Origin of the sequence: Alteraurantiacibacter aquimixticola, assembly GCF_004965515.1 — a bacterium.
Classification (GTDB): Bacteria; Pseudomonadota; Alphaproteobacteria; order Sphingomonadales; family Sphingomonadaceae; genus Alteraurantiacibacter; species Alteraurantiacibacter aquimixticola.
Genome location: NZ_SSHH01000001.1, coordinates 1176995 through 1197773 on the forward strand (window position 1 = coordinate 1176995; position 20779 = coordinate 1197773).

A 20779-nucleotide genomic window follows, 5' to 3' on the forward strand; every position below is an offset into this window, starting at 1 on the left:
TGGACTGCGCAAGCCTGCGTGATAGGCTCCGCGCCAAACAATGGGAGAGGGGATTCCATGCCAAGTGAAGCATATCCCGATTTGCCGCTATTCCGTATCGACTGGACTGCGATGACGGATGCGGACATCGGAGCCAGATTGAACGCCGTTGCTGCCGAGGGGCCGAAATGTGCCTCGCGCACCGACCTGTCGCTGGCGGGCCAGACGATGCAGATCGTTTGCGACAAGGGGACGACGGGCGTTGATGGGCCTTCGCTGTCCTACCGCTTCAACACCGGCAACCGCCTGTCCTTGAGCGAGAATGCGGGCGGGGCAGTCGATGCGGGCTATGCGGCGCTCGAACTTGGCGACCTGACCTTCTTAGCCCACCTGCTGCCCGGATCGCTGCGCGGCTATGCCGTGGTGGTCGATAACCACACGCATTCGGCCACGGTCTTCGAGCTGTGGTTCGGCGGCTACAAGCGCAAGCGCGAAGTCATGCGCGAGGTCTATCAGGGCTATGTCCATGTCGATGGGCAGGCGCCGAGCGAGGTCCGCCACGAATTCAACAACCGGCTGGAAGGCGCAGGCTATTTCTGGCGCCAGGATACGGGCGCAGAGACGCTCGAATTCTACGATTCGATTGCCTACACGCACTGGGTCGAACTCAGCCGGATGGACCGCTCGCAAGGCTATTGCGCGCCTGCCGACTATATCGAGATCGGCCACGGAAAATACATCTACACCCGCACCGAATGCGAGTTTTCCGGCATGTTCACCGTCTATACGATGGACGTGAACGCGCTGAAGCAAGTCGGGCTGCGGCTGGGCTTCAACGCGGCGGACGAGCTGGAATTCTATGTCTTCCGCGGCACAGGCGAATGGCTGGGCCAGATCGCCAAGTTCGAGGATTTCGGCGTCACCGAGGGCGGGCCGATGCTGCCGCGTCCGGGGCCGGGCCAGACCGGCGAGGTGGATGCCACGGCGAAGGGTGCGCGGGCGGTCTACCGCCCGATGGAAACCTACGCCACCATGACGAAGGCAGAGGTTGATGCGATCGTTCCCGACCATACGCGCGTCTTCGCCCAACGGGTCGGCGCGGGCAGCGGGGCGACCGGCATGGCCGCCAATGTCGGCACGCCCAGCGACAAGCTGGTCGGGAAGACGGCCACGATCCGCTATGACGGCGGACCGGTGATGGATTACGAATTCACCAGCGTGGACGAACTGCGCTACCGCAAGGATGGCGGGGCCTGGACCAGCACGCGCTACCATGCATGGGAAGCCATCGACGACGTATTCCTGATGGGCCACGTGCTGCACGGCGAGCCCAACCATGACGGCCATATCACCGTCCTCGATTTCGAGGAGGGCAAGGCCACTTGCTATAACGGCTACCTCAACACGCCCTATATCGCCAATGAGGCGGGGTGCCGCCCGCTATTCGGGAAGCTGGAGGCTGAAGGCGTGCCCGATCCAGGCGTCAAACGGCACGAATTCACCGAGGACATGCTGGGCCGCTGCATCACCTACAGCTATTCGCCCGGCCTCACCTCGATGCACTTCTACTCCACGCCGAGCACGACCAGCTGGATCATCTTCACGCCGACCGGATCGGCCGGCCTGCAATGGGCGGGTTCCGGCGCGCAGATCAAGATCCGCGACGGGCTCTACTTCCTCTACTGGATCGAGGAGGCGTGTAACGGCACGCTGGGCACTATCCTGCTCAACCTGCGGACCATGCACGATATCGGCATCGGCTATCATTGCGGGACGGAGGGGCTGAGCATGAGCCCGGTCAGCGCGCTGCTGCGCCATGCCGGGCAGTTCGATCTCGATCGCTTCTATCAGCACCGGACAAGGAGTTGAGGATATGGGGGATAAGGCCATGAGCAAGACTATCGACACCACGCGCCGCTCCTTCCTCAAGGTCGGCGCACTGGTCGCGGCCCCGGCGGCGGCTATCGGCATTCCGGTCGCTGCGATGGCGGAGGATGGCAGCAAGGCCGCGCTCGCCCGCTTGCAGGATGAGCGCGCGATTGAAGCACTCAACCGTGACTTCCTGCGCGCCTTCAACCGGGGCGGGGCGAAGGACACGGCGAGCCTGTTCGCCGACCGCAAGGGCCCGGCCTTTGCGAAAGGCGTCAGCAAGCTGAGCCTCGACCTTGCCGAGGAGCCCAGGAGCTTCGCGATTGCCGAGGACGGCGCCACCGCCACGGCCCGCTACGATTGCACGGCGGAGATCGCGGACGAGCTCGCCGGAAAGGAAACCCTCGTCCAGATGGCACGCATGCAGGGGAACTCGGCCGGCAGCCAGTCGGCCCGCGTGACGCTGTCCGCGCAATACGCCAAGCGCGGCGAGGGCTGGCTGATCGCCAGCCTCGACCTCGCCTGACACCAATTTCCGAGTGGAGAGGGGGGAAGGGCGGCCTCGCGGGGCCGCCCTTTTCGTTACTGCACCAGCGGCACAGGCTCCTTGAAGGTATGCGTGATATAGGGGAAGGGAATCTCGATCCCCGCATCGTCCAGCGCCTGCTTGATCGTGAAAACGACCTCGCTCTTGGTCTCGCGCAGGTCGCGAGGGCGCGACTGAGTCCAGTAGCGGACGAGGAAGTCGATCGAGCTGGAATTGAACTCCTGCGCGAAGACGTCCACGCCCCGGTCCACGAGGATAATGTCCAGCCCCTCCACCGCCTGCTGGATCGCGGCCTTGGCGGCGGGCAGGTCCGTATCATAGGCAACACCGACTACGATCTGGTCGCGCCGCACGTCCTGGTCGGTGAGGATCTTCACCTGGTTCTTGAAGATCATCGAATTGGGCATGATCGTCAGCTCGTTGGAGAGGTGGCGCACATGCGTTTCGCGCAGGGTGATATGCTCAACCTTGCCCAGCACGCCCTCCACCTCGATCACGTCGCCGATATTCATCTTGTTGCGCAGCATGATCAGCACACCGGCGAGGAAGTTTTCGAAGATGTCCTGGAAGGCAAAGCCGATGGCTAGCGCGCCGATGCCGAGGCCGGCGATCAGTCCCGCAGGGGTGAAGCCGGGAATGGCGACAGCCGCCGCGATCAGCAGGCCGAAGATCCAGATCAGGACCCGCACCAGCGTGGCGGTGAGGTTTCGCAGATCCTCGCGCACATCGGTCTTCCCCGTGATGCGGTCGGCGATTTTCACTGCCGATTTGGCGACCAGCCAGGTGATGATGAGCACGACCAGCGCGACAGCCAGGTTGGGCAGAATCGCTACCGCCCCCATCAGCATTCCATCGATCTGCTCGCGAATAGTGGCAACGAAATCCAAGGTAATTTCCCCTGTTGTGGTTATGCGTGCGGGATGGCCTCCATGCCCTTTCGCGCTTGCGAAAAACCGTTCTTTGGGCAATGGGCGCGACCATCATGTTTGACGACGCCCTGATCTCTGCCGCCCGAACTTCCAAGGCCTGGCCCTTCCAGGAGGCCATGAAACTCGTGAAGCGTTTCAATGGTTCCAAGACGGATGCCGATGGCACTGTGGTGCCGGTACTGTTCGAGACGGGTTACGGCCCCTCCGGCCTGCCGCATATCGGCACGTTCCAGGAAGTGCTGCGCACAACTCTGGTCCGCAAGGCTTACGAGATCGTGGCGAGTGCGGACGGCACGCCCGCGCCCACGCGCCTGGTGGCTTTCAGCGACGACATGGACGGGCTGCGCAAGGTGCCCGACAATGTGCCCAACAAGGAGATGCTGACGCGTCACCTTGGCATGCCGCTCAGCCGCATTCCCGATCCCTTCGGCTCGAATGACAGCTTTGCCGGGACCAACAACCGACGCTTGCGCGAATTCCTCGACCGTTTCGGCTTCGATTACGAGTTCGTCTCTGCCAGCGAGCGCTATAATTCGGGCGGTTTCGACGATGCGCTGCGCCAGGTGCTGCGCAAGTATGACGATATCCAGGCGATCATGCTGCCGACCTTGCGCGAGGAGCGGCGCAAAACCTATTCGCCGGTCCTGCCGATCAGCGCCAGGAGCGGTATTGTGCTGCAGGTCCCGATCGAAGTCATCGATGCCGAGAACGGGATCGTCCGTTTCGAGGATGAGGGCGAGGTGGTCGAACAGTCGATCTTCGGCGGCCGGTCCAAGCTGCAATGGAAGGTCGACTGGGCCATGCGCTGGTATGCGCTGGGCGTAGATTACGAGATGTGCGGCAAGGACCTGACCGACAGCGTCACCCAGTCGGGCCGCATCGTGAAGGTGCTGGGCGGCCGCAAGCCGGAAGGCATGATCTACGAGCTGTTCCTCGACGCCAATGGGGAGAAGATATCCAAGTCCAAGGGCAACGGCCTCTCGATCGAGGAATGGCTGACCTATGGCAGCGAGGAGAGCCTCGGCCATTACCTCTTCGCCAATCCGAAGAGCGCCAAGCAGCTGCATATCGGCGTGATCCCGCGCGCGGTGGACGAATACTGGCAGTTCCGCGAACGCATTCCCGATCAGGAGTGGGACAAGCGGCTGGGCAATCCGGCGTGGAACCTGCTGCATGCCGCCGGCCATGACGAGGGGGCAGGGGATAGCCTGCCTGTCACCTACGGCCTGCTGCTGAACCTGGTCGGCGTGCTGGGTGCCGATGCGACGCACAGCCAAGTGTGGTCGTACCTCGGCAACTACATTCAGGATGCCGATCCGGATGATCATCCGGACCTCTACCGGCTGGTGGAGAAGGCGCTCGCCTACAACCGCGATTTCGTCGCGCCGACGCTGAAGAAGCGCGCGCCGGAGCCGAATGAGGCAGCAGCCTTGCGCGAGCTCGACGCCTATCTCGCCTCGGTCCCCGCCGATACGTCGGGCGAGGACTTGCAGACCGAAGTCTACGAGATCGGCAAGAAGGAAGAGTATGGCTTCGAAAACCTGCGCGACTGGTTCCGCGCGCTCTACCAGACGCTGCTCGGCAGCGACCAGGGGCCGCGCATGGGCAGCTTCATCGCGCTTTACGGGATCGAGAACAGCCGCAAGCTGATCGCCGAGGCTTTGGCGAAAGCCGCCTGAACTTCGTCATTGCGGGCGAAGCGAAGCAATCCAGTCCCTAGCTTGGCCATACGGGGCGACCGTCGGAACTGGATTGCCGCGTCGCCCCGAAACGAGTTCGGGCCTCCTCGCAATGACGGGCGGAGGCTCTAGACTGCGCTCAGTTCCACTTCTGCGCGCGGTACCACTTGGTGAAGATGTATTTGACGCCTTTCACGACCGGCCGCCCGGCATGGATCGTGTGCGGGTTGGGCAGCCCATCCTTGTCGGCATTGTTCCAAAGCAGCAGCGCACCGGGCTTGGGCTCGATCGACATCTCCAGGTCGGTGAAATCGGTTGTGCCGCCTTCCTCCACATCGTTGAGGAAGGCCATGGCGGTGTAGGCGCGCTGCCCGCCGCGGCCCATTTCGAAATCCCAATAGCTGGTATTGGGGTGGAACCAGTCATGATGCGGCTTGAATTCCTGCCCCGGCAGGTAGCGCTGCCCCTGGATCGTCTCACCCCATTCGGGATAGACCCCCATCAGGTCGTTCAGCCGGCGGTTGAGCTTCCTGATGAAAGGATCGGTCGGATCGACATCGCCCGAATAGGAGGTGCGATAACCTTCCGAATAGTCGATGTCGAAGACGGTGGAGGGCTTCGCCACGTCGTCGATCATCGCGATCAGCCGATCACATTCCTCGGGCTTGATGAAGTCTGCAACGGCATAGATCTCCGCCTTGTCGGTCGGTACCTGCCACACGGCTGGATTGGCCGCCAGCCGCTCGCGCACCTCGGCGCCCACGCGGCGCAGGCGCGGCTGGTCCTTCAGGAATTCGGGCTTCGTCTTCACTGCCATGCGGCCCTGCATATGCGGGGCGGCGGAGTATAGGCAATGCAAAACCCCCGCCCTCTTGCGAAGGCGGGGGTTCCAGTTGCCGGCCACTCTTCCGGCATCTGGCTGGAAGGGCGGTTACCAGAAGAAGTCGTAGACCACGTCGACCACTTCGCCGGTATAGATGTCCACCAGCAGCACGTCGTCGTAATAGCGCACCCAGCGATAGGGGCCGTAGACGTCGGGCAGGCGGTACTGCCAGGGATCGTTGATCCAGTAGCGGCTGCCGAAGAACAGGCTATCGACGTAGAAGCCGATGCTCAGGCGGCGATAGCTGTAGTTCCGGTAGGGAGCGTAGTAGCGGCCCAGGCGGTAGTGGCTGCGATTGGAATAGCGGTAGCGATTCCAGTTGTAGCGGTTGTTGTCGCGCCAGCGGCGGTCCCACCGGCGATAGTCCCGGCGGCCATCGCGATACCCGTCGCGATAGGAGCCATTGCGGTCACGGTCGCGATAGTCACGGTTCCGGTCGCGATCGCGATAGTCCCGGTTGCGGTCCCGGTCACGGTAGTCGCGATCCCGGTCGCGGCGGTTGTCGCGGCGCTCGGCACGGTCGATCGCGCGGCTGTCGGTCGCACCTAGGCGCTCGCCCCAGTTGTGCGGACGGTCGTTGCTCCTAGCGCGGTCGCCATCACGCGACCCATCGCGTTGCGCGACCGCGCGGTTGTCCTCGCGACGATCCTGTCGCGCATCGCGGCGGACCTCCGCGGCACGGCGGTCGCCCTGACGCTCGATCCGCTGGGCGCGGCGTTCGGTGTTGCGGTCGATCTGGCGGGCGGCGCGCTGCTCGCCCTCGCTAGCGGCCCGCGCTGCGGCGCGGTCACCGCGATTCTCGACGCGCTCGGCACGCCGTTCGCTGCGGCGTTCGACCTGGCGCGCCTCGCGGCGGGCTTCGCGCATCTGGCTGCGATCGGAGTCATTGCTGCGGCGGTTCTGGCGCGTTTCGTTGCGAGCGCGGTCGCCGCGATTGCCGCGGTTCTCGCGATCACTGCGCTGCTGTTCAGCGGCCGTGTCCGCACTGGCGGCAGCCTGCGCGGGGAGGGCGGGGGTTGCCAGCGCGATGGCCAATGCGGCCAAACCACTGGTCTTCATGAGTTTGGAGATGGTCATATCGGCGTCCTCTAGTCTGAATGCCGCCGAGTGGCATGCGGCCCGTGTGATCCCCGTTCTACCGATTCGCCCTGACCGTTAACTGAACCGGTGTGTTAGCTTAACGTTCATCTTGGCAACTCGTTACATGAACAACTTTCATCGCTCCATTCGTCGCAGCTCGGGCACGGCTGGAACACATGGAACACTGTCCTGATTGGATAAAATCCCCCCACGCCACGCGGAGGCGCGACCCGAACGCTGCGCGGGTTGCCGGAAGGGGTGCGAAAGCAAGCCATCCCGCCCCGATGCGCCCGCACAGGCGCTGTAGGAAAGCCGCCCGCCGCTCGCCGCAAAAACGGCTCATCGCAACCCACGCTCCGGTTACCCGTGCATTAACCATGTTGCGGGAACCGTTAATAAGGAGGCAAGGTTGCCCCCATCAGTCGCGGCTCCACAGGCGCCTCGTGCGGCTAACAATATCGCAGCCGGTCGTATCGGACCGGCACAGGGACAGGAATTCAGGCTGCCACACGCCATCACCGATGGCAGGCATGGGTTGAGAGACAGGCCATGCCACCGGCTGCCGCCATGTGAAGGAGTAGATTATGCGATTCATTTCCGGGACGATGACAGCAGTAGCCCCCATTGCCCTCGCAGCAGCGATGGCGATCCCCGCAACTTCAGGTTCGGCACAGGAACTGGCATCGGTGCAGGATGACACCCGCATCACCATTGAAGGCCAGGTGCCCGCCGACCTGACCGGCATGGCAGAAGGCCCCGAAGTCGAAGGCTTCATCTCCATGCGCCGCGGCAGCGGCATGCAGGTGACGACGGCCGACGGTTCCAACACCACGGTCCACATTTCGCCCGCGACCGAAATCCGCCAGCGCAGCGGCCTCTTCGGTATCAACCGCACCGAATTCGGCCCCGATGCGCTGATGAACGGCCTGCCGGTCACGGTGAAGACGGTCGAGTGGGGCGGCAACCTCGTCGCCAGCCAGGTCCGCTTCAACGATGAAGACCTGGAGACCGCCAATATCGTGCGCAACGGCACGGGCCAGCAGTTCGCCGAACATGGCGAGCTGATCGAGGAGAACGCCGCCGCCACCGAGGCCCTGCGTGGCCGCGTGGGCGACATCGACCAGTACAACCTCAAGGGAACCACCAACGTCTATTTCGACACCGGCAAGTGGAACCTTGCCCCGGGCGCCCAGCAGGAACTCTGCGCCGCCGCCGCACAGGCCAATGGCATGGACAACGCCCTGCTGCTGGTGGTCGGCTACACCGATTCCGTGGGCGACCAGGACTACAACCAGACCCTGAGCGAACGCCGCGCGGGCCGCGTGGTCAACTTCCTGCAGCAGGAATGCGATTGGCAACCCTGGCGCATGCTGACCCCCACCGGCATGGCCGAGGCCGACCCGATGGCGGACAACACCACCCCCGCCGGCCGCGCGCAGAACCGCCGCGTCTCGGTGAACATCCTCGTCAGCAAGGCTGTCGACGGGATCTGATTTCGGCTTGATGCTGAACAAGGGGGCGGGCCGTAAGGTCCGCCCCTTTTTTGTGTGCAGAGCATCCGTCCCGTAACCATTCGTCATTCCCGCGAAGGCGGGAATCTCGGGTGGGTCAGCGCTTCAATTGCTGGGCCATGTAGACCCATCCTCCCGTTCGCCGTGTGCTTGTCGAGGGGCAAACGACCCCCGGGCGCACCGCTCGCATGGTTGTTCTGCGCCGCAGGCGTTGCTGGTTTTTGGCGCTCACAGAGGCACAAAGGCGTAAAGGGGTTGCAGGACACCTCTGTGTCTTTGTGAGCGTATAAGATGCGGAGAACTGCCGGGGAAACCGCTTCGCCAGAGGAAAGGACTTGAACTAGGTATACTGTCTCCGGAATTCCCGTTCGTGCTGAGCTTGTCGAAGCACCGTTCTTGTTTCAGCGATGCCTCGAAAGGAATAGCGGCCCTTCGACAAGCTCAGGGCGAACGGAGGAGAGCTTGGCGCAAGGCGGCCCCTACCGCCGCACGAACCTGTCCAGCCCCTCGGCCGCCACCTCGCTCTGCTCGATCCGATCCACCCGCGCGGCAGGCGGGCCATCATGCATCAGCGCAATCATCGCGCCGACCGCCTGCGCCTCTCCCTCCAGATGCGCCTCGACCGTCCCGTCCGGCAAATTCCGCACCCATCCCGCAAGGCCGAGTTCGCGCGCGGTGCGCACCGTCCAGTCCCGGTAGAACACACCATGCACGCGGCCGTGGATGATGAGGTGGGTGGCGGGCATTTCGCTTGCTAGTCCGGACGTCTGATGCGCGCGAACTCTTCCCGATAAGGTTTAGCCAGCTTTGAGAACTTTTCCGCGATTTCAATTGGTCTGTTCAACTTCGCTTTATCAACGTTCAGTCTCTGCAAACTGAGAACGATAGAGAAAGCTGTCAGGAAGAGGGCGTCGGTCATCTGACGGCAGTAGTGCGTGTCTTCCAGCGCCTCCAGTTCGGCCCCGCGAATCATTCGATCCCAAAGGAGGTCATAGTACTTCGAAGAGACGTGGGTGATCTCACTTTGAAGGCCGTAGCTGTGGAGCATCGCGTCGAGACCTGCCACAGGCTCCGTCGTTTCTGACTCATCCATCAACTTTCTTACAAGCTCGGGAAGCGACCATTGATGGTCTAAGCTACGCCGCCGCTGCTTGTTGGATGCGGGCTCGATGGAAAACCATTCCGGGTTCTGCAGATCCGCAAAGATCGAGTGATCCTCGCTGCCCTCCGCCATTAGCTCTTGGGCCATCGCTGCTTTGAGCGCAGTCTTACGGTCAGAAGAGGCCTGCAATTCAACCCAAAACTGTTCTAACAGCGCATCGACATCTTTCCTGCGGGCAAACGTTAGACATTTGACAACCGCCTCAAGGAGAGACCTCAGAACGATCTCCGATTCCCAATAAGAGTTGGCCTGCAATAGTAAAAAAGACGCGCGCGCCCTCGACTGCATTGCCCCAACAAAAAATCTCAAAGTCTGATTCAGGTTTGGGGGGTACTCGGCGTCAGTCTTCGGCCATACCTCCTCTATATATGTATCCAAGTCGGCGAACGCCGAAATATACGGCTGGTAAAGCGGCTCAAGCCGATCGGATACTGAGCGCGTGTTCAACTTACCTAGTCAGCTTCTTATACGCCAACCTCGTCGGACGATCCGCAGCATCGCCCAAACGACGCCGCTTGTCCTCTTCATAAGCCTCGAAGTTCCCCTCGAACCATTCCACGTGGCTGTCGCCTTCGAATGCAAGGATATGCGTCGCGAGGCGGTCGAGGAAGAAGCGGTCGTGCGAGATGACCACGGCGCAGCCGGCGAAGTTCTCGATCGCCTCTTCCAGTGCGGAGAGCGTTTCCACGTCGAGGTCGTTGGTCGGTTCGTCCAGCAGCAGCACGTTGCCGCCTTCCTTCAGCATCTTGGCCATGTGCACGCGGTTGCGTTCACCGCCAGAGAGCTTGCCGACATTCTTCTGCTGGTCCGCGCCCTTGAAGTTGAAGGCGCCGACATAGGCGCGGGTGGACATGTCGTGGCCGTTGACCTTCATGTAGTCGAGGCCGTCCGAAATCTCCTCCCACACATTGTGCTTGGGGTCGAGGTGGTCGCGGCTCTGGTCCACGTAGCCCAGATGCACGGTGTCGCCGATCTCGATCGTGCCGCTATCGGGCGTTTCCTTGCCGGTGATGATCTTGAACAGCGTGGATTTACCCGCGCCGTTCGGCCCGATCACGCCGACAATGCCGCCCGGGGGCAGCATGAAGGAGAGGTCTTCGAACAGCAGCTTGTCGCCATAGGCCTTGGAGATGTTCTTCGCCTCGATCACCTTGCCGCCGAGGCGTTCGGGCACCTGGATGACGATCTGCGCCTTGCCGGGCTTGCGCTGGCCCATCTCGTCCTGCAGCTGGTCGAACTTGCGGATACGCGCCTTGGACTTGGTCTGGCGCGCGGCCGGCGTCTGCCGGATCCATTCCAGTTCGCGCTGCAATGCCTTCTGCTTGCCGCTTTCCTCGCGGCTTTCCTGCTCCAGCCGCTTGGCCTTCTTTTCGAGGTAGGTCGAGTAATTGCCTTCGTACGGATAGTAGGACCCGCGATCGAGCTCGAGAATCCAGCCCACCACATTGTCGAGGAAGTAGCGGTCATGGGTGATCATCAGCACCGCTCCCGCATATTCCTTCAGGTGGTTTTCCAGCCACTGCACGCTTTCGGCGTCGAGGTGGTTGGTCGGTTCGTCCAGCAGCAGGATGGAGGGCTTCTGGATCAGCAGGCGGGTGAGGGCGACGCGGCGCTTTTCACCGCCGGAGAGGTTTTCGACCGAGGCATCGCCGGGCGGGCAGCGCAGGGCCTCCATCGCGATTTCGAGCTGGTTGTCGAGCGTCCAGCCGTCCACCGCGTCAATCTTGGTCTGGAGGTCCGCCATCTCCTCGCCCAGCTTCTCGTAATCGGCATCGGGCTCGGCCATTTCGGCGGCAACCGCGTTGTAACGGTCGACTAGGTCGGCGGTCTCGCGCGCGCCGTCCTTGACGTTTTCGAGCACGGTCTTGCTGGGGTCCAGCTCCGGCTCCTGCGGGAGGTAGCCGACGGTGATGTTCTCACCCGGCCATGCCTCGCCCGTGAAATCGGTGTCGATGCCGGCCATGATCTTCATCAGCGTGGACTTACCCGCGCCGTTGGGACCCACGATGCCGATCTTGGCGCCCTGGTAGAACTGGATGTTGATATGCTCCAGCACCGGCTTCTGCGCGCCGGGGAAGGTCTTCGTCATGTCCTTCATGACATATGCGTATTGGGCGGCCATTCGTCGTCCTTCGTGGAGTATCTTGAAAGTGTCAGGATTTGCCCGCGCAGATAGGGGTTAAGCGCCTGTTGGGCAAGGTGTGTCGCGGTTTGCTCGTCGAGGTAATCCATGCCAAGGGCAAGCGCCTGACATGAGGGGGTTTTACACGTGAAATGCGATTTTCGCGCGGTGGCGCTTGCGGCGCTGGCGCTGGGCGGATGCGCGGGCGGGGCGGACGAGGCGCCATCGATCGAGAGCCGCAGCATCGCCGTGCTGGAGGCGGACGGCATTTCCTTCCGCGACCTCGACCGCGACGGGGCGTTGACGCCGTTTGAGGACTGGCGCCTCTCGCCCGCCGAACGCGCTGCCGACCTCACCGCGCGCATGACGCTGGCGGAGAAAGCGGGGGTGATGGTGGTGGCCACGCTGCCCGGCAATGCGCCCTGGGGAGAGCCTGCGACCGGATACGACATAGCCGCCTTCACCGAGCTGCTGGAGCGCACCCACGCGACCCATTTCATTTCGCGCCTCTCGACGAAGACCGAGGACGTGGCCGCCGCCAACAATGCCGCACAGGAAGCCGCCGAAGCGCATCGGCTCGGCATCCCCGCCGTCATCGTGACCGATCCGCGCCACGGCTTTACCGAGCTTGCCGGGGCGAGCGTGGCGGGTGGCGAGTTCAGCCAATGGCCCAATGGCGTGGGTCTTGCCGCGTTCGACGATCCCGAGTTCGTGGAAAGCTACGCCGCGCTGGTTCGCGACGATCTGCGCGCGGCGGGCTTCGCTCTGCTGCTCGGCCCGCAAATCGACCTCGCCACTGAGCCGCGCTGGCCGCGCAATTTCGATACTTATGGCGAGGATGCCGAGGTTTCCGCCGCAACTGCCGCCGCTTTCGTGCGCGGGCTTCAGGGTGGGGCGGACGGGTTGCAGCGCAATGGCGTCGCTTCCGTCATCAAGCATTTTGCGGGCTACAGCGCCTCCTCCACCGGCTTCGATGCGCATAACTATTACGGGCGGCATTCGCGGCTGAACCTTGAGGAATGGGAGCAGCATTTGCGCCCCTTCATCGGCGCGCTGGAGGCACATCCGGCAGGCGTGATGCCCGCCTATTCGATCCTCGAGGAGCTGGAGCTGGACGGCGAACCGGTGGAGCAGGTGGGCGTCGGCTACAACCGCCGCATCCTCACCGGCGTGCTTCGCGAGGAGCTGGGCTTCGACGGCGTGCTCCTGTCCGACTGGGCGATCACGCGCGATTGCAACCGGGAGTGCGTGGAAGGCGCGCCCGCGGGCCAGGCGCCCAGCTTTGCCGAGGTCTCCACCGCATGGGGCGCTGAGGACCTGTCTGTGGAGGAGCGCTTCGCCAAGGCGATACATGCAGGCATGGACCAGTTCGGCGGGGTCGACGATCCCTCTCCCATCGTCCGCGTGGTCGAGGCCGGGCTGGTGGAGGAGGAGCGTATCGACGCCTCGGTCCGCCGCATCTTGGAGCAGAGTTTCGCGATGGGGATTTTCGAGGACCCATACGTCGATCCGGCCGCGGCGGCGGCACAGATCGGCAGCGACGAGAAGAAGGTGCGCGGGCGCGAGGCGCAGGCGGCTTCCATGGTCTTGCTGGAAGCGGATAGTGGTTTCCCGGTTGAGGAGGGCACGCGCGTGCTGCTCTCCGGCGTATCGGAGGACGCCGCGCGGCGGGCGGGGCTGATCCCCGTCAACGACCCGGCAGAGGCGCAGCTGGCGATATTGCGCACGCGCTCGCCAGCCGAGATGCTGCATCCCGGCTATGCCTTCGGGGCCATGCACCAGGAAGGCAGCCTGGCATTTCCAGCCGACCATCCGGCGGTGCAATTCATGGCCTCGCTGCCCGAGGGCCTGCCGCTCGTTGCCGATATCCAGCTCGACCGGCCGGCGATCCTCAGGCCGTTCCGGCCGCGCGCCACCACGCTCATCGCCAGTTTCGGCGCGAGCGATGATGCGCTGTTCGACGTGCTGACGGGCGCGGTGGCCCCGCGTGGGCAACTGCCGTTCGAATTGCCGTCCTCCATGGCGGCGGTCGAGGCGCAGCGGCCGGGCGCGGCGGCGGATAGTGCCGACCCGCTCTATCCGCTTGGCTATCGCCGCGAAAACTGAGGGGGCTAACGCCGGGCCAGCGCTTGCCGGTGTGCCCGGCGCGCACCTATAGGGCTGGCGCAATGGATCACGAAAACCACCCGCTACGCGACCCCACAGAGCACAGCCTGCTGGAGGACGTCTATGCCATGGGCACGGGCTGCATATTGCTGGCGCTGGGGCTGGTGCTGATGGAGGCTGCGGGTATTGCCACCGCAGGCGTGGCGGGCATCGCGCTGCTGGTATCCTATCACGTGCCGCTCGATGTCGGCGTGCTGTTCTTCCTCTTCAACCTGCCCTTCCTCGCGCTGGCGATGACCGCACTGGGCCGCGAATTCGTGATCAAGACGGCCGTGGCGATCGTGCTGATCTTCGCGATGGTGGCGCTGACGCAAAAGGCGATGGAGATCGGCCACGTCCACCCTGCCTTCGCCGCACTGGCAGGCGGCACGGCCGCGGGCGTAGGCATCCTCGCCCTGCTGCGGCACAATACCGGCGTGGGCGGGGTGAACATCATCGCCGTCTATCTGCAGAAGCGGCACGGCTGGAATGTCGGCCGCCTGCATATCCTCTTCGACGGCGCGATCCTGATCGCCGCCTTCGTGACGCTGGAGTTTGAGGCGTGGTTCTGGTCGATGGTGAGCATGCTGGCGATCAGCTTCGTGCTCGTCGCCTATCACAAGCCGGGGCGGTATATGGGGCATTGAGGGTGGGGCTCGGCAATTTCAGGCAGATCGTGGGAGACAGACCGGTATCCATCCACCCGATCGTCGCCCGCAGCGTCGATCCGCAAGTCCTGGAGAAGATGCGGGCGAAGGGGGAGTAAGGGGGATGATGGCGAGAAGGAGTGTTCTCGGCGGACTGGGTGGCTGTCTATTGTTGCCCTTCGCGCTCAAAGAATGCCGGATCGCGGGAACTGAGCACAAGTTGGGAGAAGCCGCATGAGCCGCGTGTGGATGAGTAGTGTCAAGAGCAACTATGCTCTGGGTGATAAGCCTGGCCTTCGCAGCAAGTTTTATGGCTATGACTGGACGCCAGCGGAGTTCAAGATTCCGCTGGCACCGGATGATGTCTACGCAAACATGAAACGTGCCGGTGAGGGCTTCGCATTACGACGCGAGGAACTCCCCGAAGCCGCAGCTGTCTGGAATGAGAAGCGTTTCAAGCTTCTGGGAGATATCTTCTATACTGGCGGGTTTCTTGTGGTGCGCGGCAAGCTCGCCGAAGTGCTTGCCCGCTTCGATCTGGGCGAAGGCGGACTGATCCCCTTCACCATCTACCAGGCCGATCTGGAAACGCCATATCCGGGCGAGTTCTTCCTGCTCAATTTCGGGTGCAGGAAGAATACACTGCTTCCGGAACTTAGCTCCAAGGTAGTGAAATTCGTGGTGGAAAAGAAAACCGGCATCCAATTCTGGAAAACCAATGACTGGGAAAAAGACCCGGTAGCGTTGTCGCCTGGCGCCTTGCAGGGCCCCGATCTCTGGTTCGAGGAAGTCTTGTACAACAAGATATTCATGTCGGATGCGCTGGCGCAGGCCATCATCGACATCGGCATGAAGGACGCCTTTGCGCTCGAAGAATGTCGGATCGTGGAGGACGCGCAATGAGCGACACCACGCGCTACATCAACCTGCGGTTCGAAATCCAGCATCTGTTTCCGAGTGAGATCAGGACCAGCACAGCAGATGCGAATGCTATTCGCGCAAATCAATTACTTGTCGACATCGGCTTCGACCTCGAAGCGCGCGGGAACAAGATGGCGCTGCTGAATTCCGGGACAGCGACTTAGCTGACCGACGCTGCGTTGAACGATGATATTCCAGCTAGACTCAGCTCCCCGAATACGTAACGCCGGGGCAACAGGCGGCAATTACCGCCAAACACTGGTGAAGGTAGCTGGTCGGGGAGACAGGATTCGAACCTGCGACCCTCTGTTCCCAAAACAGATGCGCTACCGGGCTGCGCTACTCCCCGACCTTATTCCATGCCGGAACCCGGCACAGATGTGCTTTGCGCGGATGGTGGGCCCGGCAGGATTCGAACCCGCGACCTAGCCGTTATGAGCGGCCAGCTCTAACCGCTGAGCTACAGGCCCTGACCATTGGGGAAGTCCCCTTCCGCGCTGCGGGGGACTAGCGGCAGCGCCGCGCGCTGGCAAGCGGTGTCAGCCTCGCAATACCGCCTGCATGATTTCGGCCACGCTGGTGGGGCGGATATTGCGCTGCTGGAGATAGGCGAAGACCGCGCGCCACCAGTCGTAGAGGCGCTCCAGATCCTCCTCGCTGCGTACATAGGGCGTGTGGCCGGGGGCGAGCGAGGGCGAGTGGAAGGAGAAGACGAGCAGCGGCAGGCCATCGTCCAGCGCCATGTCGATGCCGCGGATCGCCTCGTCCACGCTGATTCCCTCGGGCGTGAGCGGAATGCGTTCGAGCAGGCCCAGCCGCGCCAGCACGCCGCGCATGGCGGGCATGCGCCACAAGCGCGGAAAGATCAGGTCGCCCTGCCGTCGCAACATGCCCCAGAAACAGGTGGTCAGCGGCAGTTCGAGCAGCATGCGCTCCTCGTCGAGCCAATAGGGGGCGAGCGGGAAGTGCCGGAAATCGGGGCCGCCCATGCTCCCATAATCGAATAGCGGGCGCACCGACGTGTCGATGGCGATGCCCTGTTCGGCGAGGATCGCGGCGGTATTCGGGCCGAGGCCATAGCGGCCGGCGCGATAGACGAGCGGCTCCTTGCCGAAATTTGCCTCGATCGTATCGCGCAATTGGGTGAGCTTCGCCTCCTCCAGCTCGCGCGGCAAATTGCCGGCGAAGGAATTGTGCTCGCTCACCTCTTCCTCGAAAGGCGGGTTGACCCAGGGATGCAGCTGCACGCCGATCTCCGCGCGCCCGGATTCGAGGCTGGGGCGTAGCAATTCGGCGGCTTCGGGGGAGGTGGCGACGGGCCAGTCGACCAGCCATAGCGGCACCACGCTGTGCGCCTCGCAGAGTTGCTGGAAGCCATGGATGCGGTCCAGATGACGCAACGAATGGCCATCGCGCGAAAGCGGCGCTTCCCAGTCGAATTCCTCTTCGGTGTCCACGGTGACGAGGAAGCGCTGGCCGAAATCCGGCCGGAACTGCGCTTTGGCATGGCGCGGAGGAGGCTCTGTCAGGCTGCGCACCGGCCTTGCTCTCCCTGTTGGCGGCACCTGTTACGCCGCGTCGTCATTCCTCTCGCCCGTGCTATGGAGCGCAGGGCGCGGGGTCAATATGCCAAGCCTCGCCTCCAGCCAGCCATCGGCGATGATGAGCGAGCCGCCGACCGAGGCAAGTTCCGCCCGTGCCAGCCGCAGAGAGAAGCCGGTGCCGAACATGCCGGAACTGAGCGCCGGGCGCTTTTCGGGCAGCGGTGCGCACAGCGGATTTTCCATCTCGCTGAGGGAGGCGGGCAGCTGGCAGCGCATGGCGATGTGCTCGCCATCGCTGGTCAGTTCCACCTCGCAACGCTCCGCCGGCGCAAGCGCGCCGCCAAGGCTGGCGAGGATGCGCCATGTAAGGCCGAGCAGGTCGGGCCGGGCGATGCCGGGGGTGAAGGGTGACCCACGGGTGATTAAGTCGAACCCCGCGCCGCGCGAGCGCAAGGCACCGTCGAGCCGCCGCAGCGTGTCCACCACCACTTCGCGCAAGTCCCCGTCGCCGGGCTCCAGCGCCAGCGCGCGGGTTTCGAGGCGGCTCATGCGGTCGACCTCGTCGAAGCCTGCCAGCAGCTTCGCCGCATCCACCGCCACGGCGGCGGCGAGGGCACGGTACTCGTTGGGGGCGGGGCCGAAGACCTGCTGCTGGATGATCTCCGCAAATCCCTGGATCGCGTTCACCGGCGTGCGCAATTCGTGGAGCAGCTGGCGCATGCGGTCGGCGGCGGTGTCAGAGCCTTCCTCCACCGCCTCGACCGGGGCCGGAAGCGCGCGGCGCATGCGGCCGCTGAAGCCCGTGAAATAGCCGTCGGCTTCGGTGAAGACAGGTGCGGCATCCACGCGCCACTCGCCCGCGATGGCTGGCGCGGCGTCGATGGTGAGCCGAGCGTTCCGCAGGGGGCGGCGCTGCTGCATCGCCTTGGCCGCATCGTCTTCAAGCACGGCGATCACGCCCGGACCTTCGGCATCCAGGCGCATGCCCGCCACCAGCGGGGCGAGCGGCATGTCCGCCCAGTCGATCCGCCCCTCGCGATCGGTGGTAAAGGCGAATTGGGTGAGGGTATCGGACGTGTCCTCCGGCGTATCGCCCAGCGGCAGGCGCGGCGCGGAAGCGGCATCGCGGCGCCCTTCGCGGAAAGCCTCGATCCGGAGCAGAAGCGTGCGGATACCATCGCGGTCCTTCAATGCTCCGGCCGAAGCTACGGATACCGCGGGCGCCGGCGCAGCAGGTTCGGGCACCGGTTCCGCTTCCGGCTCTGCCAACGGTATCTCCATCCCCTCCGGCATAGGCAGCACGTGGTCGCGCACGCCCAGCTGCGCGAGCAGCTCTTTAGCGCTCGGCGGGAGGTCGCGGCGGTGGCGCAGGAAACCGCGCGCCATCACCGGCATTTGCGGGATCAGCGCCAGCCAGTCCTCTTCGGTCAGGCGTGCGGTGGCGACCGCGGCGGCGGCAGGCTTGGCATCTCCTTCGGCCAGCACATGCACCAGCCGCCGGTTGCGCAGGCGCAAGCCGGGTTCGCGCAGGATGCGGGAGCGCTCCTCCGCCGGGATCGCCTCCGCCAGCTCACCCAGCCGGTAAAAAGCGAGGAAGGTGAGCAGGTGCTGGTCACGCATCTCCAGCGCCGGGCGCAGCATTATCTGCTCGCGTTCCTCGGGCGTCAGCTCGGCGGCCTGCTCGCTCAATTGCCGCCAGCCCTCGATAGTCAGCCCCTCCTCGTCGGCGGGCGCGCTGCCCAGCAGGTCGAGCAATTGCCGAAACTGCGTGCGCGCCGCCGCCTCGCCCCGTGTCGGGGAGCGCAGGACTGTGGCTAGGCGATCGTCAAACAGCATTAAATGAGGCGCGAATCCGGCTTGTGCGCGGGCACATTCCCGCTCATCAGGGCAATAGAGAGTGGAGGGCCGGTCGGCATTGCCGCCGCTTCGTGCGTTGCAAAGCGGGACAATTGCCGTCATACACAATAATGTTTCGGCCGAGGCTTTGTTTGAAAGCCTATCGTTTCGCGACCGGCTGTGATCGTGACTCTCAAAATGCGGGGCAGGGCAATGGCGACGCTCGACGAAATCGACAGGAAGCTTCTGGCGGAGCTGCAGGCCGAAGGGCGGGTGACGAATGTCGACCTCGCCAAACGGGTCGGCCTCACCGCGCCGCCATGTCTGCGCCGCGTGCGCGGGCTGGAGGAAGCGGGCGTGATCCGCGGCTATCATGCCGATCTCGACTCGTCCAAGCTCGGCTTCGCCATCACCGTTTTCGCCATGGTCAGCCTGCGCAGCCAGGCCGAGGAAGACCTGCGCGCGTTCGAGAATCACATTCGCCAGCTTCCCGAAGTGCGCGAATGCCACATGCTCAATGGCGAGATCGATTTCATCCTGAAGATCGTCAGCCGCGATTTGCAGAGCTTCCAGGAATTCCTCACCAGCAAGCTGACGCCTGCGCCCAATGTCGCCAGCGTCAAGACATCGCTGACGATCCGCACCTCCAAGCACGAGCCCGGCGTCCCGCTGGACGTGTGATTGCCCCGGCGTTCGTCGCCAGGGATGCTGGTGGGCAATTGCGGCACATGGCTCCATCTCTTACTACTGACGTTGTAACGACGGGCGAGCGAGGGAGAGAGCGAATGACCGGTCGAGGTAAGGTGGCCGTTCTGGCCGCGGGGATGGCGGCGCTGGCGCTGCCGGCAATGGCGCATCATTCCTTTGCAGTTTTCTTCGACGAAACGCGCACCGTTTCGATCGAGGGGGAAGTCACCTCCTTCCGCTTCACCAATCCGCACGGGACCATCGCGCTCGACGTCACCAGTGCGTCGGGCGAGGTTGAGAAATGGCGGGTTGAGACGACCGCTCCCGTGGTGCTGCAACGGCGGCGCTGGTCGCGCAGCTCCTTGCGGGCGGGCGACCATGTGCGGATCGATGGCTGGCCCGCGCGCGACGGCAAGCCCTATCTCCGCCTGCGCAGCGCGACAGTCGATGGACGACCTGTTGGGCAAGCTTTCACCGTTGGTGAAGATTGATGCGCAAGCTGCTGATCGCGCTGGCCTTTGTGGCAAGTCCCGTCGCTGCGCAGGACCATCCGGACCTCTCCGGCTTCTGGGCCCCGGACTTCGGCCCGGTCGAGCGTCCGCAAGAGCTGATGGACAAGCTGCCCGACGATGTCGGCATGGTCGAGGATACGGGTGTCGAGGAATTTCCGCGCGGTGAATTCGGCGAGCTGGTCTTGACGCCCTTCGCGGAGGACCAGGCCATCGAATGGTATCCTGAAACCGAGATGTCGATTGCGCGCGTGTGCCTGCCGCCGGGCATCGTCTATTCGCTGCAGGGCCCGTTTCCCTTCGAGATTCACCAGTTCGATGACGTGATCGTCATCCGCTACGAGTATTTCGACCAGACGCGGCTCGTCTTCATGGATGGCCGCGAGCATCCGGGCGAGGGCTACCCGCACTCCAAGATGGGCTTTTCGACCGGGCGCTGGGAGGGTGAGGAGCTGATCGTCGAAACCACGCATCTCGCCGCCTCGACCATCACCAATAACGGCCTCAACCACACGGACGGCATCGTGATGCGCGAACGCTATCGCCTGTCCGACGATGGCGAGCAGCTGATGGCGACGCAGTGGTTCCGCGACCGCGAAGTGATCGAGAATGACGGCGCGCGCTTCATCAGCTGGTCGAAGCGCGAGGGCGAGCATGTCTATCCCTATGAATGCGATCCCAGCTTTGCGCTGGAATATCAGGGGATTGGTGCTGAGTAGAGCGTACCGC

20 protein-coding genes and 2 tRNA genes are annotated in these 20779 nt (G+C 63.7%); 11 read left to right on the forward strand and 11 right to left on the reverse strand.

Features of this window, described 5'->3' with window-relative positions; all coding sequences use genetic code 11:
• The first annotated feature begins 57 nt into the window (after window positions 1–57).
• The gene (locus tag E5222_RS05380; protein ID WP_136692661.1) at window positions 58–1848 is read left to right on the forward strand and encodes a MoaF N-terminal domain-containing protein; all 1791 of its coding nucleotides are present in this window, start codon (window positions 58–60) and stop codon (window positions 1846–1848) included.
• A gap of 19 nt (window positions 1849–1867) precedes the next feature.
• Window positions 1868–2374 carry a hypothetical protein gene (locus E5222_RS05385; RefSeq protein WP_136692662.1) on the forward strand — a complete coding sequence of 169 codons (507 nt, stop codon included), beginning with the start codon at window positions 1868–1870 and terminating at the stop codon, window positions 2372–2374.
• Between the two features lie 56 nt (window positions 2375–2430).
• On the opposite strand, the gene E5222_RS05390 is transcribed toward E5222_RS05385, so the two are convergent.
• A complete protein-coding gene (locus tag E5222_RS05390) occupies window positions 2431–3282 on the reverse strand; it encodes a mechanosensitive ion channel family protein (RefSeq protein WP_136692663.1) in 852 nt (283 codons plus the stop codon).
• A gap of 95 nt (window positions 3283–3377) precedes the next feature.
• Between E5222_RS05390 and E5222_RS05395 the strand changes: the two genes are divergently transcribed.
• On the forward strand, window positions 3378–5003 hold the full coding sequence (locus E5222_RS05395; RefSeq protein ID WP_136692664.1) for a lysine--tRNA ligase: 1626 nt from the start codon (window positions 3378–3380) through the stop codon (window positions 5001–5003).
• A 139-nt stretch (window positions 5004–5142) separates the two neighbouring features.
• On the opposite strand, the gene E5222_RS05400 is transcribed toward E5222_RS05395, so the two are convergent.
• Both E5222_RS05400 and E5222_RS05405 read right to left on the reverse strand, forming a co-directional pair.
• Window positions 5143–5820 carry a prolyl hydroxylase family protein gene (locus tag E5222_RS05400; protein ID WP_136692665.1) on the reverse strand — a complete coding sequence of 226 codons (678 nt, stop codon included), beginning with the start codon at window positions 5818–5820 and terminating at the stop codon, window positions 5143–5145.
• A gap of 114 nt (window positions 5821–5934) precedes the next feature.
• The gene (locus tag E5222_RS05405) at window positions 5935–6963 is read right to left on the reverse strand and encodes an RcnB family protein (RefSeq protein ID WP_169053494.1); all 1029 of its coding nucleotides are present in this window, start codon (window positions 6961–6963) and stop codon (window positions 5935–5937) included.
• A 608-nt stretch (window positions 6964–7571) separates the two neighbouring features.
• Between E5222_RS05405 and E5222_RS05410 the strand changes: the two genes are divergently transcribed.
• A complete protein-coding gene (locus E5222_RS05410; protein ID WP_136692666.1) occupies window positions 7572–8459 on the forward strand; it encodes an OmpA family protein in 888 nt (295 codons plus the stop codon).
• A 497-nt stretch (window positions 8460–8956) separates the two neighbouring features.
• Here the strand turns inward: E5222_RS05410 and E5222_RS05415 are convergent, their stop codons facing one another.
• From E5222_RS05415 to E5222_RS16670, 4 genes are all read right to left on the reverse strand, one after another.
• Window positions 8957–9223, reverse strand: coding sequence for an acylphosphatase (locus tag E5222_RS05415; RefSeq protein ID WP_136692667.1), 267 nt, complete (start codon window positions 9221–9223; stop codon window positions 8957–8959).
• A gap of 8 nt (window positions 9224–9231) precedes the next feature.
• Complete coding sequence (locus tag E5222_RS05420; RefSeq protein ID WP_136692668.1) at window positions 9232–10017, reverse strand: hypothetical protein; 786 nt, start codon at window positions 10015–10017, stop codon at window positions 9232–9234.
• 70 nt (window positions 10018–10087) lie between these two features.
• Window positions 10088–11761, reverse strand: a complete 1674-nt coding sequence (ettA, locus tag E5222_RS05425) for an energy-dependent translational throttle protein EttA (protein ID WP_136692669.1) — start codon at window positions 11759–11761, stop codon at window positions 10088–10090.
• Window positions 11734–11871 (reverse strand): hypothetical protein, encoded by a 138-nt coding sequence (locus E5222_RS16670; RefSeq protein WP_211196091.1) that lies wholly within the window; start codon window positions 11869–11871, stop codon window positions 11734–11736. The genes ettA and E5222_RS16670 overlap by 28 nt, the downstream gene beginning before the upstream one ends.
• Window positions 11872–11908: 37 nt before the next feature.
• Here E5222_RS16670 and E5222_RS05430 point away from each other — a divergent pair, with 37 nt between their 5' ends.
• The 4 genes from E5222_RS05430 (at window position 11909) to E5222_RS05445 (ending at window position 15638) form a co-directional block, all read left to right on the forward strand.
• A complete protein-coding gene (locus E5222_RS05430; protein ID WP_136692670.1) occupies window positions 11909–13867 on the forward strand; it encodes a glycoside hydrolase family 3 protein in 1959 nt (652 codons plus the stop codon).
• Window positions 13868–13929: 62 nt separating this feature from the next.
• On the forward strand, window positions 13930–14553 hold the full coding sequence (locus tag E5222_RS05435) for a DUF6198 family protein (RefSeq protein WP_136692671.1): 624 nt from the start codon (window positions 13930–13932) through the stop codon (window positions 14551–14553).
• 234 nt (window positions 14554–14787) lie between these two features.
• Window positions 14788–15456: a hypothetical protein gene (locus E5222_RS05440; protein WP_136692672.1), complete on the forward strand. Its 669-nt coding sequence runs from the start codon at window positions 14788–14790 to the stop codon at window positions 15454–15456.
• Window positions 15453–15638, forward strand: coding sequence for a hypothetical protein (locus E5222_RS05445; RefSeq protein WP_136692673.1), 186 nt, complete (start codon window positions 15453–15455; stop codon window positions 15636–15638). Before E5222_RS05440 ends, E5222_RS05445 begins: the two co-directional genes overlap by 4 nt.
• A gap of 108 nt (window positions 15639–15746) precedes the next feature.
• On the opposite strand, the gene E5222_RS05450 is transcribed toward E5222_RS05445, so the two are convergent.
• From E5222_RS05450 to E5222_RS05465, 4 genes are all read right to left on the reverse strand, one after another.
• Window positions 15747–15823, reverse strand: a tRNA-Pro gene (locus tag E5222_RS05450).
• A gap of 45 nt (window positions 15824–15868) precedes the next feature.
• A tRNA-Ile gene (locus E5222_RS05455) sits at window positions 15869–15944 on the reverse strand.
• Between the two features lie 69 nt (window positions 15945–16013).
• Window positions 16014–17012 carry a polysaccharide deacetylase family protein gene (locus tag E5222_RS05460; RefSeq protein ID WP_136692674.1) on the reverse strand — a complete coding sequence of 333 codons (999 nt, stop codon included), beginning with the start codon at window positions 17010–17012 and terminating at the stop codon, window positions 16014–16016.
• 30 nt (window positions 17013–17042) lie between these two features.
• The gene (locus E5222_RS05465) at window positions 17043–18854 is read right to left on the reverse strand and encodes a sensor histidine kinase (protein WP_136692675.1); all 1812 of its coding nucleotides are present in this window, start codon (window positions 18852–18854) and stop codon (window positions 17043–17045) included.
• Between the two features lie 213 nt (window positions 18855–19067).
• Between E5222_RS05465 and E5222_RS05470 the strand changes: the two genes are divergently transcribed.
• The 3 genes from E5222_RS05470 (at window position 19068) to E5222_RS05480 (ending at window position 20769) form a co-directional block, all read left to right on the forward strand.
• The gene (locus tag E5222_RS05470; protein WP_136692676.1) at window positions 19068–19535 is read left to right on the forward strand and encodes an Lrp/AsnC family transcriptional regulator; all 468 of its coding nucleotides are present in this window, start codon (window positions 19068–19070) and stop codon (window positions 19533–19535) included.
• A 104-nt stretch (window positions 19536–19639) separates the two neighbouring features.
• Window positions 19640–20032, forward strand: coding sequence for a DUF6152 family protein (locus E5222_RS05475; RefSeq protein ID WP_136692677.1), 393 nt, complete (start codon window positions 19640–19642; stop codon window positions 20030–20032).
• The gene (locus E5222_RS05480) at window positions 20032–20769 is read left to right on the forward strand and encodes a hypothetical protein (RefSeq protein WP_136692678.1); all 738 of its coding nucleotides are present in this window, start codon (window positions 20032–20034) and stop codon (window positions 20767–20769) included. Before E5222_RS05475 ends, E5222_RS05480 begins: the two co-directional genes overlap by 1 nt.
• Window positions 20770–20779 lie beyond the last annotated feature (10 nt).